The sequence below is a fragment of the Tenacibaculum dicentrarchi genome, from assembly GCF_964036635.1.
GTDB lineage: Bacteria > Bacteroidota > Bacteroidia > Flavobacteriales > Flavobacteriaceae > Polaribacter > Polaribacter dicentrarchi.
Genome location: NZ_OZ038524.1, coordinates 2,628,887 through 2,647,772 on the forward strand (window position 1 = coordinate 2,628,887; position 18,886 = coordinate 2,647,772).

The following is an 18,886-nucleotide window of genomic DNA, read 5'->3' on the forward strand; positions in this document are numbered from 1 at the left end:
TTTTTAGTTATTTATTGTCCAAGAAATAAAGAATTGAGATCCTATTGCTCCAATACCTGGTGCACTAAAATATTCTTTTCCTGTTAAATTAGCACCTCCTAATTTAAATACTGATTTTAAAAAAGGAATTTTATAATTTACTTGCGCATCTAATACTGTTCTAGCAGCTACAGATCCTTCAAAGAAAGATGATTCCCAGTAAAAATCATTTTGCCATCTTGTACTTACATTAAAACCAAAGTTTTTAAACAAGTTGGTTTTACCAAACTGTATTTTAATTTTATGTTCAGGAGTATTAAATCCTGCTTGAAAATCGGGGTCTGAGCTTTGATCAAAATCAAATTTAGACCAGGTATAATTTACCCCTAAATTAAATCCTTTAAAAACTTTTGTGCTTAAACCAAGCCCTACCCCATAAGAAGTAATAGCTGCCGATGAATTTGTTCTAAATCCAACGCCTGCAAAATCACCATTTTTTAAGGCTAATAAAGCTAAATCACCTTCGCTTACATTTGGTAACACACTTGGCAAACTACTGCCCGCTACACCATAAAAAGGAACGGCTATTTTTTTTAAGGCGATAAAGTCTTTATAATCGTTATAATACATGCTAAAATCAATACCTACTTTACTTTCTGATACTGCGACTACCCCACGATACCCTATTTCATAAGAAGTTACTTTTTCAGGTTTTACCAAATCAAAATTAGCCTTGGTAGGTGTTTTGTCTATAATAGAACTTTCTGAAAAAGCATTGGTAAAGGCATCTCTACCTGTATATGTTGTTTCAGAATTAATTCCTGGAATTTGTTGCCCTGCAATACTAACAGGTAAAGGCGAAGAAGTAAACCTATCTAAATTATCTTCAGAAGTACCAATTAAAGTTCCGCCTCCTGTTGCCAAACCGATGTACTGATCTTGCGTTGTTGGATTTCTAAAACCTGTTTGAAAAGAGGCTCTTAAATTATGATTTTTCATTTCACCTGCGGCATAGGCTAATGACAAACGAGGAGAAATATTTCCATCGAAATTTTTTGCTTTATCATAACGAACAGAGGTGGTTAATTTTAAACGATCTTCCATCATTTTCTTTTGAAGTTGGGTATATAAACCATATTCATCATAATCAATTAAGCTATTCTGATCTGTGAAAATAGTACCGAATGAGTTCAAATTAAATTGTCGGTACGAACCGCCAACTTGTACCTCTGCCCAATCAATATAATCACGTAAGTTTAAATTTGCATCTACATGATATAAGCTTGTTTTATCTTGAAATTTTGAACCCTTTGTTAAATCTGGCTCATTAGTTACTTTATTAAAAGCGGTGTTAAAAGCGCTAGTCCCTGGAATTAAACGCCCTGTATCTGCTGCTTTTCTAGCATTAGCATGCGCTAAAGAAGTGTCTATATTAGGGTTGCCAAGTACCGAATTGGCATAGGCTGCTATATAATCGCTAAACCAGTTTTTATCCGATTTCCATTCTCTGTTAATATTAATAGCTGTAAAACGAGTATCGTATGAATCGCCAGCATCTTCACCAGTATAATATCCTCTTATAAAAAAGTTTTTTCCTTTAAATTCTAATTTATGTTGCTCCATAAAAAAGTTAGAAATATTATACCTATTCTGCCCCTGATAAATAGTATTTCCTGTACCATATTTTGAATTCCATATAATTTCTAAGCGGTCATTTCCCCAAGGACGATAATGTAATGCTGCGCCAAATTTAACACTTTTTGCTTCGTTACTCATTAAATCGACCTCATCGTACCCCGTTCTAGTAACTCGAACGCTCGGAATAATTCCTAAGCCTGAAGCGGTTCTTATATTTGTTCCAACCTCATCGCCATATACATTTAAACCATCATAATCTGTCCTAGAATTTCTATCTCCTGGTAAATATGTTCCTCCAACACCTGTGGTATTTCTAGTATCTGTTGCATGCCATTCTTCTCCTTTTAAATATGATAATGTTGCTTTTACGGCAAATTTATTATCAAAAGCATGTGCCATTCTAATACTTGTATCGTGGTAAGGATTATTGCTCGCAGCCTGCTGACTTGTAAAACCTGTTTTATATACAAAACTAATTCCTTGATCTTCAAAAGGACTTTTACTGGTCATTAACATAATACCATTAAATGCGTTTGCGCCATACAAAGCAGATGCTGCTCCTGGTAATATTTCAACGGTTTTAACATCTAATTCAGACATTCCTAATAAGTTTCCTAAAGCAAAATTTAATGCAGGAGAAGCGTTGTCCATTCCGTCAACTAATTGTACAAAACGCTCATTGGCAAAAGAGGCAAAACCACGTGTATTTACCGATTTAAATGTTAATCCACTAGCGTTTATATCAACTCCTTTTAGGTTTTCTAAGCCATCATAAAAAGAGGCAGAAGCCGTGTTTTTAATAGCCCTTGAATCAAAACGTTCAATCGTTACTGGCGATTCCATTACACGCTCAGGAGTTCTTGATGCCGAAATTACAACCTCGTCTAAAGAAGTTGCATTTTCGGTTAAACTAACCACCACAACTTGATTATTTTTTGTTATTTCGATGGTTTTAGAGTGATATCCTATAGATGAAATTTTTATAGTAAAAGGAGGAATATCAACTACTTTCATGATAAATTTCCCATCAAAATCAGTAGAAGTTCCTACAGCCTTCCTTAAAACCTTAATGTTTGCTCCTGGTAATACTCCTCCAAGAGATGCGTCATTAACGGTACCTTTTATCGTTGTTTGAGCAACCATTGTTGCAGTGCTCAGTAGCACAAATGCAATAAGTAATAGTGTTTTTTTCATAATTTATAAATAATTAATTTATTAACGCTATTGCAAAATACACTTTTTTTATCAATAATAAATTTGTTACTATTTAAGTATCAGCAACATACTTTATTACCACACTATTTCAAGTGTTTTTTTAAAATAAAATAATGTTTTTTTAAAACAGCGATAAGGGTTTTCAATACTACAAAAGCGATACTTTACAAACTAAAAAAGTTTATAAAATATCGCTTTAAAATATTTTTTTGATAAATAAAAACTACGCTTTTAAGTATTTTCCAACAAAGAAAGTTCCGAAAGGAAGCAATGATAATCCGCAAATAATTCCGAAGGTTTTTGTGTTCCATTTCTGTGAAGATTTTAACATAATTGCTAAAATTATGTAGGCTACAAATAGTACTCCATGAGGCATTCCTAGCATTTTTACATAGCTTGCATCGCCTTGTAAATATTTAATAGGAACAGCTATAAAAAGCAATAATATATAAGATATTCCTTCCAATAAACTTACAATTTTAAAAATATTAATCATCTGTATTTGTATTTAAAAATTAGTTAATAACGATATTGAAATATTTCGCCCCGGTGCTGAAATTCCTGAGGCAAATTCTTTATAATGTGCATCCAATAAATTACTGAATTGGCTTTGTATTGAAATGTTTTTATTCAGCGTATATTTAGCATGTAAACCAAGAGTCATCCAACTTGGCGTACCATAATATTTATCAATATCAGCAGTAGCTTTTTTGTTAATAATTGGCGTTTGTTTATGATTGTCAATGCCTTCTTCTAAATTATAATCTGAAATATTTTTTTTAGCATTGAAAATGAAATTTACACCACTTTCTAATTTATTATCGGCATAACTAAGCTCAAATCGACCAAATAATGGCGGAATTGACGAGAGTGGTAATTTCGTATCGTAAGCACGTCCTTTTGTATAGGTAAAAGAACCTGAAGTTTTCCAATTTTCAGCTAATTTCCCCTGATAACTCACCGTTGCGCCAGTAATATAAGCCGTTCCTTTATTTACATTTGCTACAATAACTCCTTGTTCTTCATCGTATAAAATTTTTGAAACGCCCCCGAGCATAAAGGTTTCTCTATAAATGTAATTATTCAATAAAGTATAGTACACATTTGCGCCAATTCGAAACTTTTTATTATTAAAATATTTTTGAACACCAAGCTCTGTATTGTAGGCATGCTCTGGCTTTAAGTTGATATTTGGCACGGTAACTTCGCCATTTTTTTCTCTTACTTTTCCTACATCATCAATATTTGGCGCGCGAAACCCTGATGACAACACGGCATTTAATTGCCATGTTTTAAACGGCTTATACACATAGCCCGCCGTAAGAGTTAATGCGTTGTTATTTAGGCAAATATCAGTGCTTGGCAATTTTACAAACGCCTGATTTATCCAGCGAGCATCTAATTGAGTATTGGTAAATCGAACCCCAGTATTTAAGGTGGAATTATATGAAATATCTTGGCGATAATCTAAATACATTGCCGAACTAAAATAACTACTTCCACCGTCAGGATAGCGAGATTGCACCATAAAATCATCATCAAAACCGTTAATTTTATCCGTAGATATTTTTAAAGTCTTGCCATAAGCATTTGAATTTACATCATTATAAGCAAGTTCTAAACCATAGCCTAAATCACGTTTTTTAGCTAAAGGAACCGTAAAGTCAGCATTTACGCTAAAAACTTGCACTTTTTCATGTTTATTTGAACGCTTTAAACTACCAAATTTTCGTTGAATACGGCTTTCTTTAATATTTTGATATGCTAAGGTAATCGTACCTTTTTCCAACCATTTTATATTCGGATTAATTGCTAACTGCGAAGAAATTAACAGCCTTTTTTGAGGACCATAATACCATTGGGCAAATTTTAAACTGCCATTTTTTTGTTCCATTAATTTATCAAATCGTGGAATATCTGATGATGTTGAATATTGAAAATTAAATTTTAAATCAGTATTTTTTGATAGCGGAATAAATAATTTCTGCAAAAAATCAGTTTGGCTAAACCCTGTGTTTTTCTGTAAATTTATATCTTTATTTTTCGTCGGATTTTCAGTGTAATTTCCGTTTAAATTATCTGAATAAAAAAACACTTTGCCCCAAGTATCAAAACCGTGAGTACGATTTTTCCCCATTTTTAAATCACCAAAACTACTGTGTGAAATATTGGTCAGCGATGCCCATTTTTTAAACTGTAATTCAGTGGTTACTGAATTTGTAACTTCATTATTTACCGAACTATATCGCAAAAAATGACTTGCTTTTATATTACTTTTTTTATTTTTATTCGATAGATTAAATAATTTGGGCGTTTTCGTATAATAATGAATTACACCGCCAAGCGCATCGGAACCATAAATAACCGATGAAGGACCAAAAACGACTTCAGTTCTTTCTAATAAGTTCGGGTTTACGGTAATCGAATTTTGTAAATGTCCCTTTCTATAAATGGCATTATTCATGCGCACGCCATCGACCACCAATAAAACACGGTTACTTTCCATCCCTCTAAGTACAGGGCTTCCACCACCAAATTGTGATTTTTGCACTTTAATTCCTGGAATACTCGCTAGTAAATCAGCCGATGTTTGTGGCGATACCTTTTGAATATCTCTTAAAGAAACAACGGCAATTTGTTCGGCAATTCTATTGGTTTTTTCTTTATTTTTAAAAACAGAAACAATAATTTCATCTAATTGTTCTGAATATTTTGATAAATAAACCTGATACTGATTTTTTTCTAATATTAATTTTTTTTCCTGAAAACCCGCATACGAAACATGCGAAAAAATAAGCACTTCGGATGCTTTAAATTCCGAAATATTTACAATACCATCAACACCACTAATTTCAGCGATTGTTTTGTTTTTATTAAACACCGCTACCCCGTCAATTGCTTCGCCTGTTTGGGCATCAACAATGGCAAGCTTTTGTGAAAAAATAACGATACTTGTAAGTAAAAAAAATAAGAGTATAATTTGCTTCATAAATCAACTAAACACGGTTTCTAAAATAGCTAATGATTTTGGCTTTTTAAAACCCTCCAAATGTAATTCAAAATATCGAATTATAACCCCAAGGATGGTCTGCCTTTCGTTTTTATTGTATGAAATAGTTTGTATAGCATCAAAATTTATACCTAACAGCTTTTTAAAAAGCAATAATTCATTTCCTGTGAGTAATAATTTTTCATAGGTTGCTGTTGTAAATCGTCCTTCGGATAAACTAAAAGCAGGTTTATTCGCTTGAGAAACATCAGGATAAAATCCTAAAAACCTTGATAAATTCAACAAAAATAATATGTGAAAATTTGCTACATTACTATGGGTATCTAACCAAATTAAACTCGTTTCTATATACTGATATAAAACATCATTTTTTTCTTCTTCTTGAATAATATTTGTTAATATTTCTGATAAAAAAAGTACGATCGCCTGCTTAACAACCGAAGTATGAATATCGCTATAAGAATGAATAACCTGTGCCTCTTTTATAGAACTTAAAGCATTTTTATTCCTATTTTGATGATGCTTTGCCTGAATAAACAACTGCGTTAATGGCTGAAAATAAGCTTTTTTAAGTGACCCTTTTCTTGATTTTAAAACGCCTCTTATCATATAAGAAACCATGCCGTCTTCTAAAGTGAAACAAGTTACAATTAAACTGGTATCACCATATTTAATCGCCCTCAAAACAATTGCTTTTGTAGTAATTAATGCCATTAAATTGACCTTTTAAAATAATGAATAATTGTTATATCTTTTCAAAGATATTTAATAATAACCCACTAAAAAAACCCATCGTTAATTAATGTTTTTTTAATAAAAAATAAGCTTGTTTTTATGCTATTATAAAATTGAATCATACCTTTGTAATGTTCTCTTAAAGGGGTGCCAAATATCGGCTGAGATCACACCCAATGAACCTAGAACAGGTAATGCTGTTTAGGGAAAAAACATATTGCAAAGCACTAAATTCATCTTATAAAAAAGGGGTTTAGGACTTCAAAAAATGCTATGATGTTATCAAATTAATTATTCAAACGAAAAGAATAATTACCTCTTTTTATTCGATTTTTATTTATAAAAAAATGAGACAAATGTCTTTTATTAAACAACTTAAAAGCATCGCTTTTATAATCGTATTATGTACCAATTTTGCCGTAAATGCGCAAAGTTTTATTTTATCTGGTAAAATAATTAACAACAATCAAGAACCTTTAAATGGCGCTTCTATTGTTCTTAAAAATTCAAAAAAAGGAGTTTCTTCGGATAAAAAAGGAAACTTTAAACTGAATTTATCCAAAGGAACACATCTTTTAGAAGTTTCTTATATCGGTTTTAAAACAACAATAAAACAAATAGAACTTACCAATAACCAACAAATTACCATTCAATTATCCGAAGAAAAAAACGTGTTAGATGCTGTTTTAGTAAATGCCGTTCGTGTACAAGCAAACGCTCCTGTAACACACTCTAATGTATCAAAAAAACAACTTGAAAAACGTAATTTAGGGCAAGATATTCCTGTTTTATTAAACTATTTACCAAATGTCGTTTCTTCTTCGGATGCTGGGGCTGGCGTGGGTTATACCTACATGAGCGTTCGTGGTTCGGATGCTACAAGAGTAAATGTAACCATTAACGGAATCCCTTATAATGACTCTGAAAGTCAAGGAAGTTATTGGGTTAATTTAGGCGATTTTGCATCGTCAACTCAAAGTTTACAATTGCAACGTGGTGTAGGAACTTCAACAAATGGTGCAGGTGCTTTTGGGGCAAGTTTGAACATTTTAACTGATGGTATTTCTGAAAAAGCGGGCGGAGAAATCTCGAATGCTTTTGGGTCGTACGGAACAAGAAAACATACCGTAAAATTTACCACAGGAAAAATAAACGAGCATTTTGAATTAGCAGGTCGTTTGTCAAATATTTATTCTGATGGATATATTGACAGGGCTTCTACCGATTTAAAATCGTACTTTTTACAAGCAAGTTACACCAATAAAAATACCTTGATTAAAGCCATCGCTTTTGGCGGAAAAGAAGAAACCTATCAAGCTTGGGACGGAATTTCTGCAAAACAATTAAAGCAAGACAGAAGACAAAATCCATTAACATACGATAACGAAGTTGATAATTATAAGCAAGACCATTATCAATTGCATTGGAATGAAAAATTAAGTAAAAATTGGACAAGTAACATCGGTTTAAATTACACCAAAGGAAAAGGATATTTTGAGCAATTTAAAGGAGAAAGTGTTGTTTCAAAATATAATAATTTGGTAAAAGCCACAGCAACTGATTGGTACGGAACTCCTGCCACCGATTTAATTGTTCGCCGTTGGTTAGACAATGATTTTTATGTCGCTAATTTTAATGCCACTTATAATAATGATAAATTAGAAATTATTTCTGGTGGTTCATATAGTTACTATGAAAATGAGCATTTTGGAGAAGTAATTTGGGCGAAAGAATTTGCTGATAACGCAAACATCAGAGATCGTTATTACGATGGAACATCAACCAAAAAAGATGCGAATATTTTCACGAAAATATCGTTTAATATTACCGATGATTTAAGAGCTTTTGCTGATTTACAAGGACGATTTATCAGCTATAAAACAAACGGTTTAACCTCTAAAAGAAAACCTTTAAATGTTGATAAAAACTTTAATTTCTTTAATCCCAAAATAGGGTTTACCTATACTTTAAACAATCAAAATAGCTTTTACACTTCTTTTGCCAGAGCAAATAGAGAACCAAACCGAAGCGATTTTAAAGGCGGAGTAACTACCCACGAAAGTTTAAATGATTATGAATTAGGTTGGCGTTTAAAAACGAAAACCATCAAATTAAACACGAATATTTACTTTATGGATTATCAAAATCAGTTAGTTTTAACAGGTGAAATTGATGATACTGGCGATGCGTTGCGTAGTGCAAGTGGTAATAGTTACCGAGTTGGTGTAGAAATGGATGCCAATATACGTGTAAATGATAAATTTTCAATTGGTCAAAATGTTTCGGTAAGTCAAAATAAAAATGTCGATTTTTTCACAAATAGAAATGACAAATTACAAGAATTAGGAAATACCAATATTGCAAATTCTCCCAATATTGTTACAGGAAATTCATTAACTTATCAAGCGTCAGAAAATTTACAATTAGCATTTTTATCGAAATTTGTAGGCGAACAATATTTGAGTAATACCGATACCGAAGCATCAAAATTAAGCAGTTATTTTACCAGCGATTTTAATATCATATATGAATTAAAAACAAAATCAATCTTTAAATCTATTGTATTTACAGGAGTTGTAAACAATGTTTTTGACAAACAATATGTCGATAGAGGGTATATTTATTTAGATACTTGGTCAAAAGCTGGAACAACAACAGAAATTCAAGGATATTATCCACAAGCTACGATTAACTTTTTAGCAGGAGTTACTTTTAAGTTTTAAATTAATGATTTTCGTTGAAAAATATAAATTTTAATGATTTATAAAAAAACCCCAAGCTTTAAAAGCTTGGGGTTTTCTATTTATTGTAACGTAATAATTACTTATTGATTTTACCAACAGCACAACTCACAAACGATTTTGCTTTGTGTAATACTGTGTTTTCACTTCCGACTTCTGGATAGCCTAATTTTGCTAATTTCTCTTTGGATAAAATCAAACTTTCTTGGGTTGCGTTTAAAGTAACCAATGATTTTTCTACATCAACTTTTACCTCATTAACGCCTTTAATTGCTGTTAATCCGTTGATAATTGTATTGGCACAGCCACCACATTTTAAGTTTTCTATGTAAATTTCTTGTGTCATGCTTTCTTTTTTTTAGTACTTAATTACTGCTTTTTTGTTGATGTAAATTTTTGATAATCAATATATCCACCTAAGATATTATAAACGTCAAAACCTTGTTTTTTTAACCTTTCTGATGCCGCTACACTTCTTCTTCCTGAGCGACAATAAATATAAACAGGCATTGTTTTATCTAATTTTTTTAAGGCGATTTCATCAAAATCATCAGCAAAAACATTGATCATTATTGCATCTTTAATAATACCTTGTGAGCATTCTTCAGGGGTTCGAACATCTAATACTTGAATTTTTTTTGATGTTTGTATTATTTTCTGTAAATCAGCAACTGTAGTATTTTTGATCTTATTTTCTTGAGATTTACACGAAGTCAAAACCGTAAAAATTAATACGATGAATACTAAATATTTTTTCATTTTAGTTTTTATTTAAAACCTTTATCTAAAAATCTATTATTTTAAAGTTGATGGACAAACAGCAACTGTTCTCTTAATACTTGTTTTTCGTATCGCTGCAAAACCTCCCGATACGTCAATTACATTATGATATCCTCTTGCTTTTAATATTGATGCCGCTATTACCGAGCGATATCCGCCTGCACAATGCACGTAAAAATCTTCGGTTTTAGGAAATTCTTCAATATGATCATTTAAAAAATCTAAGGGTGTGCTTGGCACATCAACAATATGTTCTTTGGCATATTCACCAGGTTTACGAGCGTCAAAAACAAGGGCTTTCTTGCTTATTGCATCCTCTAAAACATCCGCAGAAACAGAACGCAACGTGTCAATTTCTTTATCAGATATTTTCCAAGCGTTAAAACTTCCTTCTAAATATCCTAAAACATTGTCGAATCCTACGCGTGATAAACGGGTAATTGCCATTTCCTCTTCTCCTTCGGGCGTTACCAATAAAATTGGTTGTTTTACATCTTTAATTAAAGCACCTACCCAAGGAGCAAACGTTCCGCCTAAACCTATAAATATTGATCGTGGAATAAATCCTTTTATAAATTCTGATTGATGACGCACATCTAAAATAATTGCCTCGGTTGTGTTAGCTATTTTTTCAAAATCGGCTACCGATAAACTTTTTGCGCCTTTTTTGATAACGTCATCTATAGATTCATATCCTTCCTTATTCATTTTCACATTTAAAGGAAAATAAGCTGGCGGAGGTAATAACCCATCGGTTACTTCTTTTATAAATTCGGCTTTTGTCATGTTTTCACGCAACGCATAATTGGTTTTTTTCTGATTACCAATTGTTCCGATGGTTTCTTTGCTTAGGTTTTTTCCACAGGCCGATCCTGCTCCGTGTGCTGGATATACAATTACATCATCTTCTAATGTCATAATTTTAGTACGCAAACTATCGTACAGAAAACCTGCTAAATCATCTATTGTTAAAGTTCCTTTTTGTGCTAAATCAGGGCGACCAACATCGCCTAAAAATAAGGTGTCTCCACTAAAAATAGCATGATTTTTTCCATTTTCATCTTTTAATAAATATGACGTACTTTCCATGGTATGCCCTGGTGTATGCAGTGCGGTAATGGTAATTTTTCCGATTTTAAAGACCTCACCATCTGTTGCTATATGGGAGTTATAAGTGGTTTTTGCCGTTGGTCCGTACACAATTGTTGCACCTGTTTTTTCGGCTAATGTTACGTGTCCACTTACAAAATCTGCATGAAAATGAGTTTCAAAAATATAGTTAATTTTGGCAGTATTTTGTGTTGCTTTTTTGATATACGATTCCACCTCTCGCAATGGGTCAATAATAGCAACTTCGCCTTCACTTTCAATATAATAAGCACCTTGTGCTAAACAACCTGTATAAATTTGCTCTATTTTCATAATGTTAATTATTTATACGCTTGATGTATATATTGAGCGTATTTTTTTTGATTTTCGTTATTTCCTGTTTTAAAAAAATGTACTGCGCCATTGGCACGCATAAAAAAATAATCTAAACTTACCACCTCTAGTACGCCACCTCTAAAAAGGGCATCTCTTACAGGTCCTTTTACACCTGCAAAATAAAAGGCAATATCTCTTTTCTGATAGTATCGAATACGTTCTTTTAACATTTCTACGCCTGTACTATCAACTCTGTTAATACTTTCGGCATCTAATACAATAAGTTTTAAAGCACTACCTTTTTCTTCGGATATTTCGTCTAATTTATCTCGGAAATAAGTACAGTTTGCATAAAATAATTGAGCATCAAAACGAAATACTAATACCTCTTTATCTGTAATTACTTCTTCAAACCTGCTTTTATTTCGATAAAAATCAGAATTTGGTACTTTTCCTAATTCGGCAACATAAGGTCTTGATGTTCTATAAATTAATACAACTAATGATAAAACTACGCCTATTAATATACCTGGTTCTATGCCTAAAAATATGGTGGCTAAAAAAGTGGCTATCAATAGCCAAAAGTCTAAATTATTAGATTTCCAAAGTTTTTTAGCTTCCGATACATTTATCAGATTAAATACTGCTACAATAATAATGGCGGCTAATATCGTTTTTGGTAAATGATAAAATACCGGGGTAAAAAAAAGCAAGGTAAGCACTACAATCAATGCCGATACAATTGCCGAAACACCTGTTTTACCGCCAGCTTCTTCGTTTATCGCTGAGCGAGAAAAGCTTGATGTTATTGGGTAAGACTGAAACAAAGAGCCCGCTATATTACTTAATCCTAAGGCAATTAATTCTTGATTTGGCTGTATTCGGTATTCATCTTGCTTTGCTTCAAGGGTTTTTCCTATGGATATAATTTCTAGATAACCAACCATAACTAGGGTTGCCGCAATAGGTAATAACTCTCTAATTAAAGCGATGTCTATTACCGGAATTATCAATGTAGGCAAACCTGAAGGAATCTCTTTTACAATGGCTACATCGGTTAAGTAGTGACCAAAAAAGCGAAGCGTTATAATTCCTAATGTTACTACAATTAACGCATTTGGTATTTTTTTATTGATTTTTCTAAGAATCATAATAATCAAACAGGCTATGACTCCTATAATAGTTGTAGCTATTTTAAAATCAGCAATTTTATATATAATATCTTCTAAAAGAAGGTGAACTTGATCACTTTGTAAAAAATTAACCCCTAATAAATTCCGAAATTGATTTAAACCGATAATAAGTGCTACCGCTGATGTAAAACCAATAATTACAGGTCTTGACAGAAAATTAACTATAAACCCTAAACGAAATACGCCCATTAAAAACTGTATGCTTCCCAACATTAATGCTAATAAAATAGCGATAGAAATATAGCTTTCAGACCCCATTAATGCCAAGGTAGAAACACCTGTTGCTACAATTAATGAATCCATTGCCACAGGACCGATTGCTACTTGACGTGATGATCCAAAAATAGCATATATTAATTGTGGCACTAAAGCGGCATACAAGCCATAAATAGGTGGTAGTCCCGCAATTAGAGCATAGGCAATTCCTTGTGGGATTAACACCGTTGCTACGGTTATACCTGCTATAATATCAGTTTTTAATCCTGATTTTTTATAGTTAGGCAACCATTGAAATATAGGTATTATTTTTTTTAGTTTCATTTTAAAAAAGTTCGCCTTTCGTTGAATTTTTCACTAAATTTCTTGTTCTTCCTAAATGTTTATAAGCCAAATCGGTAACTTCTCTACCTCTTGGGGTACGCATTATAAAACCTTGTTGTATTAAAAAAGGCTCATAAACCTCTTCAATAGTTTCGGTATTTTCACTAACTGCCGTTGCTATTGTACTAAGCCCTACAGGACCACCTTTGAATTTATCAATAATTGTATTTAAAATTTTAGTATCCATTTCATCCAAACCATTGGCATCAACATGTAATGCTTTTAGGGCATAAACAGCTATTTCAATACTAATGCTTCCATTTCCTTTTATTTGAGCAAAATCTCGAACTCTTCGTAATAAAGCGTTTGCAATACGAGGTGTTCCTCTACTTCTACCTGCTATTTCGATTGCTGCTTCCATTGATATTGGCACGCCTAAAATATAGGCACTTCGCTCAATAATAGTGCTTAATAGTTCCGTTGAATAATATTGCAAACGACTGCTGATACCAAAACGAGCTCGCATCGGAGCGGTTAATAACCCTGAACGTGTGGTTGCACCTATTAAGGTAAACGGCTCTAGATGAATTTGAACGGTACGGGCGTTAGGCCCTGACTCAATCATAATATCAATTTTATAGTCTTCCATTGCTGAGTATAAATACTCTTCAACAATGGGGCTTAATCGATGGATTTCATCAATAAATAACACATCGCGTTCATCAAGGTTGGTTAATAATCCTGCTAAATCGCCTGGTTTATCTAAAACAGGCCCTGAAGTTACTTTTATTCCAACACCTAATTCATTGGCTAAAATATGAGCCAAGGTGGTTTTTCCTAGCCCTGGAGGTCCATGAAATAAAGTATGGTCTAAAGCTTCTTCTCTTTGATTGGCTGCTTCAACAAATATTTTTAAGTTTTCAATTGCTTGATCTTGACCTGTAAAATCATCAAAGGAGAGTGGGCGTAGTTGTTTTTCTACATCCAGCTCATCGCTTGAGAAATTGGTGTTTTCAGGGTTTAAATTTTCATTCATATAATTACAAATATACTTGAAATATACTATTTGGTTTGTAATAATTGTTACCTAGTAAATTATCAATGCTAAGATACATATTACTTAGGTAAAATATAAAATACAGTTCTAAAACAAAAAAGCCTTCCAAAATTTTGGAAGGCTTTTTTAAAACTTTTAATAAGTTTTATATATTAAGAAGGTTCTTCACCTTCTAATAATGGTGTGGTTTGTAATACGAAATCTTCTCCGTGAACATACTCATCATTTTCATCAACTTTACTGTAGTCATAAGCCCAACGGTGAACCTCAGGAATAGCTCCTGGCCAGTTTCCGTGAACGTGCTCTACTGGTGTAGTCCATTCTAAAGTATTTGATTTCCAAGGATTCATCGTTGCTTTTTGACCTCTGTACATTGAAATAAAGAAGTTTGCTAAGAATATTAACTGAGCTGCTCCTCCTAAAAATGCCATTAAAGTCATAAATACGTTAATTTCAACTAAATCATCAAACATTGGAAAGTTTGAATTGGTGTAATAACGACGTGGTAAACCTGCTAACCCAACAAAGTGCATCGGGAAAAATACTCCGTAAGCAGCAATTATAGTTAACCAAAAGTGCCAGTAACCTAATGTTTTATTCATCATTTTACCATACATTTTAGGGAACCAGTGATACACACCTGCAAACATCCCTAATAAGGCAGATACTCCCATTACTAAGTGAAAGTGAGCTACTACGAAATAGGTATCGTGTACGTTAATATCTAAAGCAGAATCTCCTAAAACTAATCCTGTTAAACCTCCTGTTACGAAGGTAGAAACTAATCCGATAGAAAATAACATGGCAGGGTTTAATTGTAAGTTTCCTTTCCAAAGTGTGGTTACATAGTTAAATGCTTTTACTGCCGATGGAATTGCAATTAATACCGTTGTAAAGGTAAATACCGATCCTAAGAAAGGATTCATTCCTGATACAAACATGTGGTGACCCCAAACAATTGTTGATAAAAACGCAATTGCCATAATAGATCCAATCATTGCACGGTACCCAAAAATTGGCTTACGTGCATTTGTTGAAATTACTTCAGATGTTAACCCTAATGCTGGTAATAAAATAATATATACTTCCGGGTGTCCTAAGAACCAGAATAAGTGTTCAAATAATACAGGCGATCCTCCTTGGTAGTGTAATACTTCTCCAGAGATAAAAATATCTGATAAGAAGAATGATGTTCCAAAACTTCTATCAAAAATTAATAATAATGCCGCTGATAATAATACAGGAAACGAAACTACTCCAATAATTGCTGTTACAAAAAATGCCCACATTGTTAATGGTAATCTGGTCATTTTCATTCCTTTTGTACGTAAATTCAAAATGGTAACGATGTAGTTTAACGATCCGATTAATGAAGAGGCAACGAAAATTGCCATCGATACTAACCATAAAGTCATTCCTGTACCCGATCCTGGAATTGCTTGTGGCAATGCCGATAATGGTGGATAAATTGTCCATCCTGCCGATGCCGGTCCTGCTTCTACAAACAATGAAATTATCATAATTACTGATGATAAGAAAAATAACCAGTATGATACCATATTTAAGAAACCAGAAGCCATATCACGAGCTCCAATTTGCAATGGAATTAATAAATTCGAAAAAGTACCACTTAAACCAGCAGTTAATACGAAAAATACCATTATTGTACCATGAATTGTTACCAACGCTAGGTACATATCAGGATCCATAATACCATCAGTTTGATGACTTCCTAAAAATGCTTCAATGATTGAAAAAGAAGTATCTGGCCATGCTATTTGTAAACGGAATAACATAGACATAAATCCTCCTATAATTCCCATGAATATACCTGTAACAAGAAATTGTTTCGAGATCATTTTATGATCTTGACTAAAAATATATTTAGTTACAAATGTTTCTTTGTGATGATGTTCTGACATAATCTATTATATATACTTTAAAAAAATACCTTACTTAATAACTTGTGCTAATGTTTTTTGTGCTGACAACCATTTTTCATATTCTGCTGGTTCAACAACAGTAATTTTCATTTGCATATTGTAATGAGAAGCTCCACAAATTTTATTACATAACAATAAATAATCAAACTCGTAAGGGTCTTCCCCTTTTGCTTTTCTTATTTTATTGATTCCGTCAGTTTTTGCAATAACCTCTGTACTTAAACGCATTTCTGCAGTAGTGTACTTTGGTGTAAAAGCAAATTGAGTAATCATTCCTGGTACACAGTTCATTTGCGCTCTAAAGTGAGGCATATATGCTGAGTGTAACACATCTTGAGAACGGAATTTAAAGACAACTTTTTTACCTTTTGGTAAAACCATTTCGGTAACTTTTTTATCATCTTGCGATTTTGGGTCAGACATATCAACACCCATAGAGTTAATACCTTTAATGAAGTTTACGTTTCCTAAACCTAATTCATTATCGGCACCTGCATAACGTGCTTGCCAGTCGAATTGTCTTGAATATACTTCAATTACAATTGGGTTTTCGTCATCACCAACATACATAATGTTGTTCCAAGCCCATAAACCATATCCAATTAATAAAACAATAGTTACCGCTGGGATAACTGTCCATATCAATTCTAAGGTGTGACTATCTGCATAAAACAATGCTTTTTTACCTTTTTTACCTCTATATTTGTAAGTAAAAAAGAAGATTAAAAATTGCATTCCAAACTGAACAATACCAATTAACCAAAAGGTAATGTTAAATAAATTATCATCGTGCTCTCCTTCAATAGAGGCCGATTCTGGTAACATAATTACATTCATTGCTATTAAACAATAAACCATCATTGCGTAAAGGAAAACTAAAAATCCTAAGGCAATTTTACCTTGTGTTTCGTTGTCTTTGTCTGTAGCTATTACAGATCGAAGATTCATAATACGGGTAATTTGCCAGAAACTAACTCCTATTGCAATTGCTATGAAAATATAAAATAAAGCGAGCATAAATATTAATATTTAATCGTTTTAAGAAAGACTCTTATAAAGTCTTCAAATTTAATGTTTTTTTAATTCCTATGATATATGTCATAAGATATTTTTAAAGCAAAAAAATCACCTTTTTATCAAAAGTTAAAAAGGTGATAATTATATCTTTTAATGACTATTACTATCTTGTCCTCTATGTTCAATATTATAGTAATGGTGTGTTTCACTTTCGTGTAAAAATGGATTCCCTTTTGCTAATGGATTTGCTTTTGCAAAGGCATTAAAAGTAGCAAATATAAACAATCCTAAGAAGAATAAAATTCCACTTATTTCTCCAATCCCAAATCCGTATTGTGCACCAACTGTTCCAGGCATAATCATCACGAATAAATCTAAATAATGACCTGCTAATATTACAACACCTCCTATTGTTACAAACCAAGGTACGCTTTTAAAATCACTATTGATTAATAATAATACAGGAAAGATAAAGTTCATAACCACCATTGCCAAAAATGGTACTTTGTATTCATTAAAACGCAATAAGTAATATGTTGTTTCTTCAGGGATATCAGCATACCAAATTAACATAAACTGAGCAAACCATAAGTAGGTCCAAAATACTGAAAAACCAAACATATATTTCGCTAAATCATGAATATGACTATCGTTTACAAATGGTAAGAAACCTTTAGCTCTTAAGTAAATTGTTACAAATGCAATTACTGTTAATGCCGATACTAAAAAAGTAGCTAATACATACCATCCAAATAATGTAGAGAACCAGTGTGGGTCAATTCCCATAATCCAATCCCAAGACATCATTGATTCTGTAATAAGGAAAAAGAATAAAAATACAACAGAAATATTATAGTTTTTCATGTGTAATTTTAAATCTCCATTTTCTTGCTTTATAGATCCTTTTCTAATGATAAAACGATATACATTCCATACCGTTAAATAAAAGATACTTCTCATTAACCATCCTGGCGTGTTTAAAAACCATTTTTTACCATCTACAACAGCATCATAATTTGCGTGTTGCGGGTCAAAAACTCCTTCATTCATCCAAGGAAATAAATGATTCATATGCATAAATGTAGCGATTAAAAACACTAACATTATAGCACTTACATAATGTAAATTAGCTGTAATAGCTTCCATCACTCTAAATAACACTACAGACCAACCTGCTTGTGCTACTCTTTGAATTGCATAAAAAGCTAATACTAATAAAGTTACACCTAAAAAGAACATTAAAGCTACATAAAATGCTGCCCAAGGACGATTTTGCATTTGATGAAAAGCATGTTCTGCATGTGCATCATGATTATCAGCATGAACTTCAGTACTAGCTGTATGTGTAGAAACTGCATCAGAGTGAGCAGTTGTTGCATGTGCTACTGATTCAGTATGTGATTCTGTTGTTTTTTCAGCATGAGTTGCTACTGCATGAGTATCATTAGTAGCATGCTCATCATGATGAGCACCGTGCTGTTTTGCTAAAATTTCTTTTGCTTGTTCTAAAGTTTTAGGTGCCGACATAAAACTGATGGCAGTACCTAACGCTCCTAAAATAATAAGAGCAATAGCAAGTATTTTTAATTTTCCTGTAAACTGGTACATATCTT

General features: G+C 32.5%; 13 protein-coding genes. 1 reads left to right on the top strand and 12 read right to left on the bottom strand.

Going from position 1 to position 18,886, the window contains the following annotated elements:
* Positions 1 to 3: 3 nt before the first annotated feature.
* From ABNT14_RS11560 to recO, 4 genes are all read right to left on the bottom strand, one after another.
* A complete protein-coding gene (locus ABNT14_RS11560; protein WP_101903346.1) occupies positions 4 to 2,811 on the bottom strand; it encodes a TonB-dependent receptor in 2,808 nt (935 codons plus the stop codon).
* A 244-nt stretch (positions 2,812 to 3,055) separates the two neighbouring features.
* Positions 3,056 to 3,328, bottom strand: coding sequence for a DUF3817 domain-containing protein (locus tag ABNT14_RS11565; protein WP_058886050.1), 273 nt, complete (start codon positions 3,326 to 3,328; stop codon positions 3,056 to 3,058).
* A gap of 12 nt (positions 3,329 to 3,340) precedes the next feature.
* Positions 3,341 to 5,821, bottom strand: a complete 2,481-nt coding sequence (locus ABNT14_RS11570; RefSeq protein WP_101903347.1) for a TonB-dependent receptor — start codon at positions 5,819 to 5,821, stop codon at positions 3,341 to 3,343.
* A 3-nt stretch (positions 5,822 to 5,824) separates the two neighbouring features.
* Positions 5,825 to 6,556 (bottom strand): DNA repair protein RecO, encoded by a 732-nt coding sequence (gene recO / locus ABNT14_RS11575; RefSeq protein WP_101903348.1) that lies wholly within the window; start codon positions 6,554 to 6,556, stop codon positions 5,825 to 5,827.
* A 377-nt stretch (positions 6,557 to 6,933) separates the two neighbouring features.
* On the opposite strand from recO, the gene ABNT14_RS11580 reads away from it, so the two are divergent.
* Positions 6,934 to 9,300, top strand: coding sequence for a TonB-dependent receptor (locus tag ABNT14_RS11580; protein WP_101903405.1), 2,367 nt, complete (start codon positions 6,934 to 6,936; stop codon positions 9,298 to 9,300).
* A gap of 97 nt (positions 9,301 to 9,397) precedes the next feature.
* Here ABNT14_RS11580 and ABNT14_RS11585 read toward each other — a convergent pair whose 3' ends face one another.
* From ABNT14_RS11585 to ABNT14_RS11620, 8 genes are all read right to left on the bottom strand, one after another.
* Complete coding sequence (locus ABNT14_RS11585) at positions 9,398 to 9,664, bottom strand: heavy-metal-associated domain-containing protein (protein WP_101903349.1); 267 nt, start codon at positions 9,662 to 9,664, stop codon at positions 9,398 to 9,400.
* A gap of 23 nt (positions 9,665 to 9,687) precedes the next feature.
* Positions 9,688 to 10,077, bottom strand: a complete 390-nt coding sequence (locus tag ABNT14_RS11590) for a rhodanese-like domain-containing protein (protein WP_101903350.1) — start codon at positions 10,075 to 10,077, stop codon at positions 9,688 to 9,690.
* Positions 10,078 to 10,113: 36 nt separating this feature from the next.
* Complete coding sequence (locus ABNT14_RS11595) at positions 10,114 to 11,520, bottom strand: MBL fold metallo-hydrolase (protein ID WP_101903351.1); 1,407 nt, start codon at positions 11,518 to 11,520, stop codon at positions 10,114 to 10,116.
* 8 nt (positions 11,521 to 11,528) lie between these two features.
* A complete protein-coding gene (locus tag ABNT14_RS11600) occupies positions 11,529 to 13,256 on the bottom strand; it encodes a SulP family inorganic anion transporter (protein WP_101903352.1) in 1,728 nt (575 codons plus the stop codon).
* Position 13,257: 1 nt separating this feature from the next.
* Complete coding sequence (gene ruvB / locus ABNT14_RS11605; protein ID WP_101903353.1) at positions 13,258 to 14,292, bottom strand: Holliday junction branch migration DNA helicase RuvB; 1,035 nt, start codon at positions 14,290 to 14,292, stop codon at positions 13,258 to 13,260.
* Positions 14,293 to 14,465: 173 nt separating this feature from the next.
* A complete protein-coding gene (locus ABNT14_RS11610; RefSeq protein ID WP_101903354.1) occupies positions 14,466 to 16,235 on the bottom strand; it encodes a cytochrome c oxidase subunit I in 1,770 nt (589 codons plus the stop codon).
* A 30-nt stretch (positions 16,236 to 16,265) separates the two neighbouring features.
* Positions 16,266 to 17,273 carry a cytochrome c oxidase subunit II gene (locus ABNT14_RS11615; protein ID WP_101903355.1) on the bottom strand — a complete coding sequence of 336 codons (1,008 nt, stop codon included), beginning with the start codon at positions 17,271 to 17,273 and terminating at the stop codon, positions 16,266 to 16,268.
* Positions 17,274 to 17,423: 150 nt separating this feature from the next.
* Complete coding sequence (locus tag ABNT14_RS11620; RefSeq protein WP_101903356.1) at positions 17,424 to 18,881, bottom strand: quinol:cytochrome C oxidoreductase; 1,458 nt, start codon at positions 18,879 to 18,881, stop codon at positions 17,424 to 17,426.
* Positions 18,882 to 18,886 lie beyond the last annotated feature (5 nt).

Excerpts from the sequence above, each read along its gene's own strand:
- ABNT14_RS11560 (WP_101903346.1), bottom strand. The coding sequence starts at position 2,811 with ATGAAAAAAACACTATTACTTATTGCATTTGTGCTACTGAGCACTGCA.
- ABNT14_RS11565 (WP_058886050.1), bottom strand. The coding sequence starts at position 3,328 with ATGATTAATATTTTTAAAATTGTAAGTTTATTGGAAGGAATATCTTAT.
- ABNT14_RS11570 (WP_101903347.1), bottom strand. The coding sequence starts at position 5,821 with ATGAAGCAAATTATACTCTTATTTTTTTTACTTACAAGTATCGTTATT.
- recO (WP_101903348.1), bottom strand. The coding sequence starts at position 6,556 with ATGGCATTAATTACTACAAAAGCAATTGTTTTGAGGGCGATTAAATAT.
- ABNT14_RS11580 (WP_101903405.1), top strand. The coding sequence starts at position 6,934 with ATGTCTTTTATTAAACAACTTAAAAGCATCGCTTTTATAATCGTATTA.
- ABNT14_RS11585 (WP_101903349.1), bottom strand. The coding sequence starts at position 9,664 with ATGACACAAGAAATTTACATAGAAAACTTAAAATGTGGTGGCTGTGCC.
- ABNT14_RS11590 (WP_101903350.1), bottom strand. The coding sequence starts at position 10,077 with ATGAAAAAATATTTAGTATTCATCGTATTAATTTTTACGGTTTTGACT.
- ABNT14_RS11595 (WP_101903351.1), bottom strand. The coding sequence starts at position 11,520 with ATGAAAATAGAGCAAATTTATACAGGTTGTTTAGCACAAGGTGCTTAT.
- ABNT14_RS11600 (WP_101903352.1), bottom strand. The coding sequence starts at position 13,256 with ATGAAACTAAAAAAAATAATACCTATATTTCAATGGTTGCCTAACTAT.
- ruvB (WP_101903353.1), bottom strand. The coding sequence starts at position 14,292 with ATGAATGAAAATTTAAACCCTGAAAACACCAATTTCTCAAGCGATGAG.
- ABNT14_RS11610 (WP_101903354.1), bottom strand. The coding sequence starts at position 16,235 with ATGTCAGAACATCATCACAAAGAAACATTTGTAACTAAATATATTTTT.
- ABNT14_RS11615 (WP_101903355.1), bottom strand. The coding sequence starts at position 17,273 with ATGCTCGCTTTATTTTATATTTTCATAGCAATTGCAATAGGAGTTAGT.
- ABNT14_RS11620 (WP_101903356.1), bottom strand. The coding sequence starts at position 18,881 with ATGTACCAGTTTACAGGAAAATTAAAAATACTTGCTATTGCTCTTATT.